Source organism: Brevundimonas sp. FV1ye7S, from assembly GCF_058680995.1.
In genome coordinates, this window is the sequence record NZ_CM178726.1 from 1,863,578 (window position 1) to 1,876,241 (window position 12,664).

Here is a 12,664-nt window from a genome sequence, read left to right on the forward strand (position 1 = left end):
CACGGCCTACCGCTTGAAAACACTGACCAGTTCGACATGGGCCGACCACAGGAACTGGTCCACCGGCGTGACCCGCTCCAACCGGAACCCGGCGTCGATCAGCACCCGCGCATCCCGCGCAAAGGTCTGCGGATTGCACGACACCCCGACCACCACCCCGGCCTTGGTCCCGGCGATCTGGGCCGTCTGGTCGATGGCCCCGGCGCGCGGCGGGTCGAACACGATGGCGTCGCAGCCCTTCAGGTCATAGGGGGTCAGCGGCCGCCGGAACAGGTCGCGCGCCTCGGCCGTGATCGCCTTCATCCCCTTGGCCGAGCCCACGCCCGCCTTCAGCGCCTCGATCCCCGCCTTGGACGCATCGGCTGCGATCACCGGCGCCACCGTCGCCAGCGGGAAGGTGAAGGTCCCGGCGCCGCAGAACAGGTCGGCGATCTTCCTGGCCCCCTTCACCGCCGCCACGGCCCGCTCGACCATGGCCGCCTCGGCCTGGGGCACGGCCTGCAGGAAACCGCCCGCCGGCAGGGGCACGGTCGCGGGACCGAAGCCGATCTTCGGCTGGCGCGCCATCACCAGGGTGTCGCCGGCCAGGCTCAGCCGCGCCAGATCCGCCCGGTGCGCCGCCGCTATGGCCCGCATCTGGGCGTCGGCCGACAGCCCCCCGCCCGAGCGCCGCTCGACGCCCGTCACATCCACGTCCAGCCCCGACAGGGTCCAGGTCACGTGCAGGGTCGGCGCCGACTTGGGATGCTCCAGAAAGGCCGCCGCCACCTCGGTCAGGGCCGGTATGGCGCGGATGATCCGGGGATCGGCCACCGGGCATTCGCGCACCTCGACCAGACGCCACGACCGCCGCGCCTTGAAGCCCAGCACCACCCGGCCGTCCTGGGTCCGGCGTGCGTGCAGGGCCAGCCGCCGCCGCGTCCCGGCCGGGCTCGCCACCGTCGCCTCGACCTCGGTCTCGATTCCCTCGCGCGCCAGGGCCAGCCGCACCTGCTCGCGCTTCCACTCCAGATAAGGCTTGTCCGCCCAGTGTTGCAGCGAACACCCGCCGCAGTCGCCGTACTGGGGCGACACCGGCGCGATCCGGTCCGGACTGGGGGCCACGATCTCGACCTGCTCCAGCCGCCCGTCCACGACCTCGCCCCGCACCGTCTCCCCCGGAAGGGTCAGGCCGGCGAAGACCGGCCCCTGCGGCGTCTCGGCGACGCCGTCGCCCTGTCCGCCGACGCGGCTGATCGTAAAGGTCTGCATCGTCGGGCTTCTAGCCGCGACGCCCCTCCGCGCCAAGCCACGGCCAAAAGCCCGGCCTCAAGTAGCGCCAAGCCACGGCCTAAAGCCCGGCCTCAAGTAGCGCGAAGCGCGATAGGCCAACAAAGATGAACGAAAATGAACGGATCGCTCAAAAGCCGTTCAGCTTCACTCCCTTAAACCCCAATGCAACAGACAGCCGGTCCACCCGTTCAGCCCTCGTCACTGAACGTCCGACCATAAGGGGTTGAAGATGCGTCTTTCCACCAAGTCCCTCGCCGCCGTCGCGGCCTTCACCCTCGGCGCCGTCGCCGCGCCCATGGCCGCCTCGGCCCAGAGTTACGGCTACAGCCAGAACTACGGCACGGGCGCCTACGCTCCCTCTTACGCCTACGGCAATGGCTACCAGCAACGGCAATACGACCCCTGCGCCCGTGAGCGTCAGGGCCGCACGGGCGCCGGAGCCGTCGTCGGCGGCGGCGCTGGCGCGGTCATCGGTTCGCAGCTGGCCGCGCGCGGCCGCCGGACCGAGGGCAGCATCCTGGGCGGGGTTCTGGGCGCCGTGATCGGGTCTCAGGTCGGCCGCTCCAGCTCCGAAGCCTGCCGCTCGTACCAGAGCAGCTACGGTCAGCAGGGCTACTACAACCAGAACGGCTATGCCCAGAACGGCTACAGCCAGCCGAGCTATTACGACGACCGCTACAGCGGCGATCAGGGCTATCGCTACGACGATTATGACCGTCGCGGCGACTATGTCCAGGATCGCGGCTACTACGACGACCGGTCGCGCCCGGTCGATTCCTATCAGAATTCAGATGGATGCCGTCTGGCCGAAAGCCAGATCCGTCTGCCCGATGGTCGCACGGACACCCGTTACGTCCGCACCTGCCCCGACCAGTACGGCCGCTATCGCGTCGTCGATTAATTTTCAGCCCCCCTGTCGATCGACGACGTGACGGAAGCCGCCGGAGGAGAAATCCTCCGGCGGCTTCTTATTTTTAAGGGGGCTATCGGCCTTCGGCCTGCTTGAGCCCGTCTCCTCCCCACAAGTGGGGAAGAGGATCGCGCGAAGCGTGGTGGAGGGGCTGCCGGCCTCAGACTCGCCTGGCCCACAGCAGGAACTCGATATTGCCGTCTCCGCCGGTGATAGGGCTCTCGGTCGTCGCCTGCACCGCCCAACCCAGGGCTTCCAGCCAGTCGGCGACGCGCGCCACGGCAGCGGCATGGGCCAGGGGATCCTTGACCACGCCCTTCTTGCCGACCCCGCCGGGCCCGTCAGCCTCGAACTGCGGCTTGACCAGGGTGATCAGGTCCGCCTCATCGGCCGCCAGATCGAGCGCAACCGGCAGGACCTTGATCAGGCTGATGAAGCTGGCGTCGCACACGATCAGCGAAGGCCGCTCCGGGATCAGATCCGGCGTCAGGTCGCGCGCATCGGTCCGCTCCAGACCGACCACCCGCGGATCGGCCGCGACCCGTTCGTGCATCTGGCCGAAGCCGACATCGACCGCGAACACCTTGGCCGCCCCGCGATCCAGACAGACCTCGGTGAAGCCGCCGGTCGACGCGCCGAGATCCAGCACCACCCGTCCCTCGACCGCCACGGGCCATACAGTCAGGGCGTGATCCAGCTTCAACGCCCCGCGCCCGACCCAGCGGTGGGCGTCGGCATAGCCGATCTCGGCGTTCGCTCCGACGGTCTGGGAGCCGGACTTGGCCGGCGCGCCGTCCACGGTGACGCCCCCGGCCTCGATGGCCGCCTTCGCCCTGGCCCGGCTTTCCGCCAGGCCGCGCGTGACGAGAAGCTGGTCCAGCCTCATCCGATCTCGCTCAGCCGCGCCAGCGCCGCCTGCAGCTTGACCTTGCCCGCCTCGGCCTCGGCCAGTTTGGCCCGCTGTTCATCGACCACTTCCGGCGCGGCGCGCGACACGAAGTTGGGATTGCCCAGCTTCTTGTTCACATGGCCGATGTCGCTCTCGAAGACGGCGATCTCCTTCTCCAGCCGCGCCCGTTCGGCGGTCAGGTCGATGATGCCGGCCAGCGACAAGGCGACCGTCGATCCGCCCGAGACAAAGGTCACGGCGCCCGTCGGCGCGGCCTCCGCCGATCCGACCTCGGACACCCGGCCAAGCGTCAGGATCAGGTCGCGATGGCGTGCGATCCGCTCGGCGGTCACCGCGTCCGGCGCGACAAAGGCCAGCGGCGGCTTGGCCGAAACCGGCACGTTCATCTCGGCCCGCAGTCCCCGGATCTCGCCGACCAGGTCGACCAGCCAACCAATCTCGGCCTCGGCCGAGGCGTCGATGAAGCCGTCGGGCAGCACCGGCCATTCGGCGCCGATCAGCAGGCCTTGCCGCGCCGGCCCCTCCTTGCCCAGTTCGGCCCACAGCTCCTCGGTGATGAAGGGCATGACCGGGTGCAGCAGCTTCAGCGTCTGGTCCAGCGTCCAGGCGGTCATGGCCCGCGTCTCGGCCTTGGCGGCCTCATCGGCGCCGTTGAAGACCGGCTTGGCCAATTCCAGATACCAGTCGCAGAAGACGTTCCAGACGAACCGATACAGCGCGCCCGCCGCATCATCGAACCGCCCGCCCTCGATGGCCTCGGACACGGCCCGCTCGGCCTTGGTCAGTTCGCCGCGGATCCAGCGGTTGATCGTCTGTTCGACCGTCGCGGGATCGAAGCCTTCCACGCGCCGCGCCTCGTTCATCTGACTGAAACGGGCGGCGTTCCACAGCTTGGTGCCGAAGTTGCGGTATCCTTCGATCCGCTGCTTCGACAGTTTGATGTCGCGCGTGCCCGACAGGATGGCCATGGTGAAGCGCAGCGGATCGGCGCCCAGCTCGTCGATGATGCCCAGGGGATCGATGACGTTCCCCTTGGACTTGCTCATCTTCTGGCCCTTCTCGTCGCGGACCAGGCCGTTGATGATGACCCGTTTGAACGGAACCTCGTCCATGAAGTGCAGGCCCATCATCATCATCCGGGCGACCCAGAAGAAGATGATGTCCGCCGCCGTGACCAGGTCGCTGGTCGGATAGAACCGCTCCAGATCCTCGGTCTTCTCGGGCCAGCCCATGGTCGAGAACGGCCACAGGGCCGAGCTGAACCAGGTGTCCAGAACGTCTTCGTCCTGGGTCAGGGCGACCTCGGAATCATAGTCCGCCATCGCCAATTCGCGGGCGTCCTCTTCCGTCTCGGCGACATAGATTTCGCCATTCGGGCCGTACCAGGCCGGGATGCGGTGACCCCACCACAGCTGGCGGCTGATGCACCAGGGTTCGATATTCCTCAGCCATTCGAAATAGATCTTCTCGTACGACTTCGGCTCGAACACCGTCTCGCCCTGCTCCACCGCCTTCAGCGCGGGCTGGGCCAGGACCTTGGCGTCGACGTACCACTGGTCCGTCAGCCAGGGCTCGATAACCACGCCGGAGCGATCGCCGTGCGGCACGACGTGCTTGGTCTTCTCGATCTCGCGCAGCCAGCCCTCTTCCTCGGCCCGGGCGACGATGGCCTTGCGCGCGGCGAAGCGGTCGACGCCGACGTAGTCCGACGGCACGTCCGACGTATCCACGTCGGTGATGCGGCCGAAGGCGTCGAGGATGTTCAGCGACGGCAGGCCCGCCCGCTTGCCCACGCCGAAGTCGTTGAAGTCATGCGCCGGCGTGATCTTGACCGCGCCCGAGCCCTTGGTCGGATCGGCGTAGTCGTCGGCGACAATCGGGATGCGGCGTCCCACGATGGGCAGGGTCACGAACTTGCCGACCAAGCCCGCATACCGCTCATCCTCCGGATGCACGGCCACGCCGGTGTCGCCCAGCATGGTCTCAGGCCGCGTCGTGGCGACCACGATGAAGTCGCGCGTCTCGAACTCGGTCGCCTTGCCCTCGTCATCGAAGGCGACCGGGTGTTCGTAGGTCACGCCGTCCGCCAGCGGATAGGCGAAATGCCAATAGGCGCCGTCGACCTCGCGCTGCTCGACCTCCAGGTCCGAGATGGCGGTCTGGAAATGCGGGTCCCAGTTCACCAGCCGCTTGTCGCGATAGATCAGACCTTCCTTGTGCAGTTGCACGAAGACCTTGCGGACGGCGGCGTTCAGCCCCTCGTCCAGGGTGAATCGCTCGCGCGACCAGTCGCACGAGGCGCCCAGCCGGCGCAGCTGGCGCACGATGGTCCCGCCGCTCTCGGCCTTCCACTCCCAGACCTTGTCGATGAAGGCGTCGCGGCCCATGTCGCGCCGCCCGACATTGCCGACGGCGGCCAGCTGACGCTCGACCACCATCTGGGTGGCGATGCCCGCGTGGTCCGTGCCCGGCAGCCACAGCACCGCCTTGCCCTTCATCCGGTGATAGCGGGCCAGGATGTCCTGAAGGGTGTTGTTCAGCGCATGGCCGATGTGCAGGCTGCCCGTCACGTTCGGCGGCGGAATAACGATCGAATAGGCGCCCTGCGCCCCTTCCGTGCGGGGCGCGAACAGGCCGCTCTCTTCCCACTGGGCGTACAGGCGGGGTTCGGCGGCCTGGGGTTCGAAGGTCTTCTCGAGCATGGGACTTCTTTGATCGTTGTCGTGCGGCCGAACGGCGGCCTGGAATGACAAAGGGCGGCCCCTGCAGGAGCCGCCCCTCGATTAGTCTGCGGTGAAGCGAAGGGCTAGGCGCTGCGCGCGATGCGTTCGACTTCCCTTTGCACCGCCGCCTCGACGATGGCGGGCAGGTTGTTGTCCAACCAGTCCTTCAGCATCGGACGCAGCATCTCGGCGACCATGGCCTCGACGGTGTTGCCGCTGACGAAGGGCATTTCCGTCGAAGACGCCGCAGCGGGCTCAGGCTTCTTGAACGAGGCGGCCAGACCGGCGAAAGCCGAAGCGGCGCTGGCGGCGGCGCTTTCGCCGACCAGCGCATCATAGGCCGGGGCGGGGGTTTCGGCCGGCTCGGGCGCGGAAACGACCGGCTCGGGCGCGGCCTCGACGATGTCCAGATCGCCGATGGTTTCCGATGCGGGCGCTTCATAGAGTTCGGTCAGCTCGAGGACATCGTCATCGGCGACCTCGGGTTCCGGCTGCGGCTCCGGCTCGGCGGGCGCGGCGAAAATACTCTCGGCCGCCGCAGGCTCGGGCTCAGGCTCAGGCGTCGGTTCGGGCGCTGGCTCCGGCGCGGGAGCCGGTTCGGGCGCGGCCGCAACCGGCGGCGTCTCGGCGGGCGCGTCGTCTTCGGAGATGATCCGGCGAATCGACGCCAGGATCTCCTCCATGGTGGGTTCCGGGGCGGACTGGTCGGTCATGAATTAACCCTGGGAGAGGCCTGGAATGAAACTGGGGGCGTGGAGGTCGCCCCCAAACGCCATGCACGGGTCCGGGACCGGAAGACCAAGCCTTCTCGACCCCAGGATATTGTCGTCGCATCAACGCCCGCCGGAATCAACGGGCGTTTTGCCCCTCGTTCGTCAGGCCGACGTCATGTGCCGGGCGCAGTGCGGATCACATCGCCCTTGAGTTGAGTGTCGATCGGCGCATCCCGCGCGTCGTCGGCGTCGACGACCGGCGGCGAGGCGACCCGGTCCAGGGCCTCGATCACGCCGTCCCAGGGCAGGCCGCCGCGATTGCGGACGCGGTCATAGTTGGTCTTGGCGTCATAGACATCCAGATTGGCGTTCAGGTTCGGCCCTTCGAGCTGGCCCATCGCCGACAGCAGCGAGGCGCGGGCCACATATTCGGCGGCGCGGGCGGCGGCCAACGAGGTCTGCGACGCCCGCAGGGTCACTTCCTGGTTCAGCACGTCCAGCGTGGTGCGCAGGCCGACCTGCGCCTCCTGCCGCACGCCCTCGGCGGCCACCGAGGCGGCGCGCACGGCCTCTTCGCCGGCGGCGACGTTCGACCGGGTCGACAGGACCTGGGCATAGGCCGAGCTGACGTTCTGCAGCACAGTGCGGCGCTCGCCCTCGACGGCGATCTGGGCGGCGTTGGCCCGTTCCAGGGCCTGGGCGACGCGCGACCGGTTCAGGCCGCCGGTGAACAGCGGCACCGACAGCGTGGCGCCGGCGGTGAAGCTGCGGCGGTCGGCCAATTCACTCAGATTGCCCAGATCGTTCGCCGTGCCGCCGTAGGAGGCGGTGGCGCGAACGGAAGGCAGATATTCGGCCCGCGCGGCGGCGACGGCGGCTTCGGCGGCCTGCAAGGAATAGGTCGCCGAAAGCACGCCCGGATTACGCGCCAGGGCGACTTCCATGGCGGCGTCGAAATCGTTCGGAACGGTCGGCAGGACCGGGGCCGCCTCAAGGTCGCTGGGCGACTGCCCCACGACGGCGGCATAGGCGGCGCGGGTGGTCGACAGCTGGGCCTGGGCGTTGGCCAGATCGGCTTCGGACTGGGCCAAGGAGGCCTCGGCCTGGGCCACGTCGGTCCGGGTGATCTCGCCGACCTCGAATCGGGCGCTGGTCTCTTCCAGCTGGCGTTGCAGCACGGCGAGGTTTTCCTGGCGGATGCGCAGGATTTCCATGTCGCGGGTGACGTTCACATAGGCCTGGATGACCGACAGCATGACCGACTGTTCGATCTCGCGCAGGTTCTCACGCCCCGCCATCACGCCGGCCCGGGCCTGGTCGATGGCCAGGGTGGTGCGGCCGGCGGTCCAGATGTTCTGCGACAGGCTGACGCCCACGGTGGCGCCGTCGCTCTCGGACGATGAACTGGACACCTGGGTGTCCGGCACATTGTCGCCGTTCGTATCGACGAACTGGGTGACGGTCGGGAAATCGTTGCGGGTGTAGTCGACCCCGGCCGAGGCGCTCAGCGTCGGGCGCAGGCCTGATCGCGCCTGGACCACGGTTTCGTCCAGCGCGCGCTGATTCGCCCGCTGGGCCAGCAGGCTGGGATTGGTCTGATAGGCCAGGGCGATCGCTTCCTGCAGCGTCTCGGCCCAGGCGGGCGCGCCAAGCCCTGTCACCAGAGCCACCACAGCGGCCGAAGCCAGCACACGCGAGCGTTTCAACATTGTCCGTCCTTGCCTGACGCCCCCGAGGAGCGCCCGAATGTCATCAAGCGTAACTGCGGCCTCAGTCGACCTGACGCCAGTTAAGTTTTTTTCACGCTTCCCGCGAGCGCTGCCGACTACGTCAGAATGCGAATGTAGGCGCCGGCGTCAGTTCCGCGAGAAGGGCCGGGGATGAATCGAACAGTTCGCGACGCGACAGGCCTTCGCGGCCCTTAACATAGAGGGCGGCCTTGCCGATGGCGCCACGCCGCTCGACCACAACCAGACGGCCGCCGGCCCGCAGGGCCTGCCCCCAGGCTTCCGGCAAGGCCGCCACGCCGCCTTCGCAGACGATCAGGTCCCAGCCCTCGCCCACCGGCGCATCCAGAGGCGCGACCGCCGTCGTCACCCCGTCCTCCGCCAGGGCCTCGCCCACGACCTCGAACACGGCCGCGTCAGACTCTTGCGCCGTGACCGTCAGACCCATGCGCGTCAGCACCGCAGCGGCGTAAGGGGCGGCGATGGCCAGGGCCTTCTCCCCTTCCCGCGCATCGGCGGCCTGCAACAGCTTGGAGACGTCGCGCGCCGGCATCAGCTTGCGGTCGCCCGCAATCTCGACCGATGCGTCCGAATAGGCGGCGAAGATGCGGTCCGGCGCACAGTAGCGTTCACGCGGAACCGCCATCATGGCCATGTGGATCTCGTGATTGGTCACATCGTTCACGCGGACCTGCGAGTCGACCATGGCCTTGCGCTCGGCGGTGAAATCCATCTTTGGGCAGCCTTCAATCGGTAGTCAGGGAGGAAATCTTGCGCGCTTATAGTTCCGCGCGTTGCAGCGGACAATCCGATCTGATAGCGAACGCCCCTCGCGATGATCGCCCCCGAGAAATCGGGGACAAGGCGGCCTGATGGCGGAGTGGTGACGCAGAGGACTGCAAATCCTTGCACCCGGGTTCGATTCCCGGTCAGGCCTCCATCGCGACAAACGAACAAAAGGCGCGGATCCCGGGATCCGCGCCTTTTTCGTCTCTATCGCCCCTGAAGGATCAGCTGATCGGCGCAGTCACCCAGCCGATCAGGCCCGCCGCGCCCAGACCGGCGACCCCGGCGGCGATGAAGATCGCCGCCCGGACGTTTCGGTTCAGAAAATACAGAATGTTCATTGCGCGCCCCCACACCAACGAGAACGATGGTCGCCACAGTTTCGGTCGCCGCGCAAGGTGTACAAAACCTTAACGACCTAACATCCTGGTGAACGCCGGCGTCAGCCTGCGGGCCGCCCGCTGGTCACATGATGAAGCGCCAGGGCGCTGGTCACGGCGACATTCAACGAATCAAAGCCCCCCGCCATAGGCACGCCGACGGCGCGGCACCGATCAATCACCGCACGGGGCAGACCCGGCCCCTCCGACCCCACCATCAGGGCGACGGGGCCCTGGGGCCGGTAGTCGGCCAGCCTCAGCGTCGCCGACGGGGTCAGGGCCAGCACCTCCACCCCCGCCGTCTGCATCGCCGCCACCAGATCCTCGGCCGATCCGCCGACCGTGAACGGGGTCCGCAGCACGGCCCCGACCGAAACCCGGATAGCCTTGCGATAGAAGGGGTCGCAGCAGGTCTCGTCCAGCAAGACGGCCCGCGCCCCGAAGGCCGCCGCATTGCGGAACACGCCGCCCATATTGTCGTGATTGCCGATGCCGCTGGCGATCACGAACACATCCTCGTCCGCGACGGCCGCCAACAGGTGCTCGACCGGCGGCGCGACGGGCTTCTCACCCAGGGCCAGGATGCCCCGGTGCAGCGGAAATCCGGCGATCCGGTCCAGAACGGTCTGGCCGGCGACATAGACGGGAACCGACGGCGCAAGCGCTGCGATGACGTCGCTCAGGGCCGCGACCCGTTTCTCCGCCAGCAGCAGGGCGCGGGGTCGGCATCGTGAGGCGGTCGAGGCCAGCACCCGCACCACCACCTCGCCTTCGGCCACGAACAGGCCCTCGCGGCCCGTCAGGTCGCGTTCGCGAATATCGCGAAAGCCGGAGATCCGGGCGTCATCGGGGTCATTGATCGAGATCGTGCGCATTCGTCGTTTTTCCCATTGCACGAATCGAATGGCCGCTGCTATAGGCCCGCCTCCCGAGCAGTTCCGCGGTAGCTCAGTGGTAGAGCAGCCGACTGTTAATCGGCTGGTCGTAGGTTCGAATCCTACCCGCGGAGCCACTCGGGGCTAAGACTGTCGGCATCAGACATCTCGCCGCCAGCGCTGTTTTAGCCTGAAAATCGGCGGCTTTAGCAAAGACCGCCCATTCGTTGGCGACGCCCTGACCGGTTCTCTTCTCCCCCTCATCGCCGCGCCTGGGCCTGACGATCACCCGTCTTCGCGTCGCCCCAGATGTTCCGTCCTGCGCAGACGGGCGAGCTCGATCTGTCTCTGACGTTCGGCGTAGCGTAGCCTCTGCGCGTCGTCGCGCGTATCCCGGCAGCGTTCGCAGCAGACGCCCTCGATGAAATGGGGCGACGCCCGGCCTTCGGCGTCCAGGGGCATACGGCACCCCCGGCACAGGGTGTGGTCGCCCTGAACCAGGCCATGACCGACCGAGACCCGCTCGTCGAAGACGAAACAGTCGCCGCGCCACAGGCTGTCGGCCGGTTCGACCTCTTCCAGATAGCGCAGGATCCCGCCTTCCAGATGGTGGACGTTCTCGACCCCCTCGGCCTTCAGGAAGGCGGTCGATTTCTCGCAGCGAATGCCGCCGGTGCAGTACATGGCCACCCGCTGCGGCTTCATCTGGTCCATCAAGGCGCGGCCATCGGTGCGGAACCAGTCGGGAAAGTCGCGGAAGCTGCGGGTGTTCGGCTGCACCGCCCGCTCGAAGGCGCCGATTTCGCCCTCGTAGTCGTTGCGGGTGTCGATCACCAGGGTGGTCGGATCGGCGATCAGGGCGTTCCAGTCCGCAGGCGCGACATAGACTCCGGCCTGCCGCGCCGGATCCAGGTCCGGCTGACCCATGGTCACGATCTCGCGCTTGATCCGGACCTTCAGCCGCAGAAACGGCATGTCGCCGGTCCAGGCGTATTTGACCTCCAGATCGGCGAAGCCCGGAATGGCGCGGATGTCGGCCAGCACCGCTTCAATACCCGCTTCAGGACCGGCGATCGTGCCGTTCAGCCCCTCGGTCGCAACCAGCAGCGTGCCTTTGACCGCGCCGGCGTCGCACACGCTGTGCAGCCGCGCCTGCACCGCCTCGACGTCCTTGATCGCGGCGAATCGATACAGGGCGGCGACGCGAATCTCGCCGGGGTTCAGAGATTTTGAGTCGGTCATGGCGTGGCTTTCAGCGGCGCCGTCGCGAGAATGGCGCGCCCTGCAGGACTCGAACCTGCAACCGTCCGCTTAGAAGGCGGGTGCTCTATCCGGTTGAGCTAAGGGCGCTCGGCAGCGAGCCGGGCGTCAATGCGTCCAGGGCTGTTTGCGATTGGGGGCGAAATTGTCGGCGTAGGCCTTCAGGATCGTCGGGGCTTCGTTCGGCTCGTGCAGGCGGAACGGAATGCCGTGGCGTTCGGCATAGGCGACGGCTTCTTCCTTCGAATCAAAGGCGAGACGCACCTGACCGTTCATGTCCGACGAACTGGTCCAGCCCATCAGCGGATCGAGGCTGCGGGCCGAGGCCGGTTCAAACTCCAGACGCCAGTCGCGGCTCTTGGCCTTGCCGGACTGCATAGCGGTCTTGGCTGGGCGGTAGATGCGGGCGAGCATGGCGAAATCCCTAGTAATCGGCAGGTCCAGTGGACCTGCCATAACGCGCGCGGGACACGGAATCCAGCGGCCGTTCCTTGGTCGGGGCGAGAGGATTCGAACCTCCGACCCTCTGGTCCCAAACCAGATGCGCTACCAGGCTGCGCTACACCCCGGACCGAACGGAGCGCTCTATTGGCACTTCGCGACGCGATCCGCAATCAAGGCTTGAAATAAGGATGCAAAACCCTGTCGCCGGGCTTGGCGCCGATCTCGGCCGCCCGACCCGCGCGCAGTTCCAGCACGCCGTTCGCCGCCCCGTTCGACGGTATCGGAGCCTCGGAAAAGGGCGTGGCGTGAGACGCGATCGACACGATCCGGCCTTTCGGATCGATATAGAGAATGTCCAGAGAACTGGGCGTGTTGCGCATCCAGAAGCTCTGTTCCCGCGGCGCTTCTCCGGGCCACTGGAACAGCATGCCCCGATCATCGTCCAGCGGGGGGCGGAACATCAGGCCTCGCTGGCGTTCAGGCTCTTCGTCGGCGATCTCGACCCAGAACGGGTGTTCGCCCGACGCCGTCACTACGGCCAGTTTCTGCAAAGGCTCGCCATTCGGCCCGTCCGGCGCTTTCGCGGCGCATCCGGCGACGGCGAGCGCCATCAGCCCGGCCATAACTAAACGTCTTGTCGCGTTGATCATGCGCCCTTCCTGGG

Annotated in this window: 11 protein-coding genes and 4 tRNA genes; 3 read left to right on the forward strand and 12 right to left on the reverse strand. The window is 67.5% G+C overall.

The window, feature by feature from the left end; all coding sequences use genetic code 11:
- Positions 1 to 6: 6 nt before the first annotated feature.
- Positions 7 to 1,251, reverse strand: coding sequence for a class I SAM-dependent RNA methyltransferase (locus tag ACW18C_RS08975; protein ID WP_492070543.1), 1,245 nt, complete (start codon positions 1,249 to 1,251; stop codon positions 7 to 9).
- 250 nt (positions 1,252 to 1,501) lie between these two features.
- Between ACW18C_RS08975 and ACW18C_RS08980 the strand changes: the two genes are divergently transcribed.
- Complete coding sequence (locus ACW18C_RS08980) at positions 1,502 to 2,173, forward strand: glycine zipper 2TM domain-containing protein (RefSeq protein WP_492070544.1); 672 nt, start codon at positions 1,502 to 1,504, stop codon at positions 2,171 to 2,173.
- Positions 2,174 to 2,342: 169 nt separating this feature from the next.
- Here the strand turns inward: ACW18C_RS08980 and ACW18C_RS08985 are convergent, their stop codons facing one another.
- The 5 genes from ACW18C_RS08985 to ACW18C_RS09005 form a co-directional block, all read right to left on the reverse strand.
- Positions 2,343 to 3,068, reverse strand: coding sequence for a TlyA family RNA methyltransferase (locus ACW18C_RS08985; protein ID WP_492070545.1), 726 nt, complete (start codon positions 3,066 to 3,068; stop codon positions 2,343 to 2,345).
- Positions 3,065 to 5,794 (reverse strand): valine--tRNA ligase, encoded by a 2,730-nt coding sequence (locus ACW18C_RS08990; RefSeq protein ID WP_492070546.1) that lies wholly within the window; start codon positions 5,792 to 5,794, stop codon positions 3,065 to 3,067. Before ACW18C_RS08990 ends, ACW18C_RS08985 begins: the two co-directional genes overlap by 4 nt.
- A 104-nt stretch (positions 5,795 to 5,898) precedes the next feature.
- Complete coding sequence (locus ACW18C_RS08995) at positions 5,899 to 6,528, reverse strand: DUF2497 domain-containing protein (RefSeq protein WP_154725407.1); 630 nt, start codon at positions 6,526 to 6,528, stop codon at positions 5,899 to 5,901.
- Between the two features lie 173 nt (positions 6,529 to 6,701).
- Positions 6,702 to 8,237: a TolC family outer membrane protein gene (locus ACW18C_RS09000; RefSeq protein ID WP_492070547.1), complete on the reverse strand. Its 1,536-nt coding sequence runs from the start codon at positions 8,235 to 8,237 to the stop codon at positions 6,702 to 6,704.
- Between the two features lie 121 nt (positions 8,238 to 8,358).
- Positions 8,359 to 8,988, reverse strand: coding sequence for a protein-L-isoaspartate O-methyltransferase family protein (locus ACW18C_RS09005; RefSeq protein ID WP_492070548.1), 630 nt, complete (start codon positions 8,986 to 8,988; stop codon positions 8,359 to 8,361).
- Positions 8,989 to 9,121: 133 nt separating this feature from the next.
- Here ACW18C_RS09005 and ACW18C_RS09010 point away from each other — a divergent pair.
- Positions 9,122 to 9,195 (forward strand) — tRNA-Cys (locus tag ACW18C_RS09010).
- A 288-nt stretch (positions 9,196 to 9,483) separates the two neighbouring features.
- On the opposite strand, the gene ACW18C_RS09015 is transcribed toward ACW18C_RS09010, so the two are convergent.
- A complete protein-coding gene (locus ACW18C_RS09015) occupies positions 9,484 to 10,296 on the reverse strand; it encodes a TrmH family RNA methyltransferase (RefSeq protein ID WP_426025950.1) in 813 nt (270 codons plus the stop codon).
- 62 nt (positions 10,297 to 10,358) lie between these two features.
- Here ACW18C_RS09015 and ACW18C_RS09020 point away from each other — a divergent pair.
- Positions 10,359 to 10,433 (forward strand) — tRNA-Asn (locus tag ACW18C_RS09020).
- A 148-nt stretch (positions 10,434 to 10,581) separates the two neighbouring features.
- On the opposite strand, the gene trhO is transcribed toward ACW18C_RS09020, so the two are convergent.
- The 5 genes from trhO to ACW18C_RS09045 all read right to left on the reverse strand — a co-directional run bounded on the left by trhO (position 10,582) and on the right by ACW18C_RS09045 (position 12,650).
- Complete coding sequence (trhO, locus tag ACW18C_RS09025) at positions 10,582 to 11,538, reverse strand: oxygen-dependent tRNA uridine(34) hydroxylase TrhO (RefSeq protein WP_492070549.1); 957 nt, start codon at positions 11,536 to 11,538, stop codon at positions 10,582 to 10,584.
- Between the two features lie 31 nt (positions 11,539 to 11,569).
- Positions 11,570 to 11,646: transfer RNA gene (locus tag ACW18C_RS09030), tRNA-Arg, on the reverse strand.
- Positions 11,647 to 11,664: 18 nt separating this feature from the next.
- On the reverse strand, positions 11,665 to 11,970 hold the full coding sequence (locus ACW18C_RS09035; RefSeq protein WP_035308636.1) for an ETC complex I subunit: 306 nt from the start codon (positions 11,968 to 11,970) through the stop codon (positions 11,665 to 11,667).
- A 78-nt stretch (positions 11,971 to 12,048) separates the two neighbouring features.
- Positions 12,049 to 12,125 (reverse strand) — tRNA-Pro (locus tag ACW18C_RS09040).
- 45 nt (positions 12,126 to 12,170) lie between these two features.
- Positions 12,171 to 12,650 carry a DUF192 domain-containing protein gene (locus tag ACW18C_RS09045; RefSeq protein ID WP_492070550.1) on the reverse strand — a complete coding sequence of 160 codons (480 nt, stop codon included), beginning with the start codon at positions 12,648 to 12,650 and terminating at the stop codon, positions 12,171 to 12,173.
- Positions 12,651 to 12,664 lie beyond the last annotated feature (14 nt).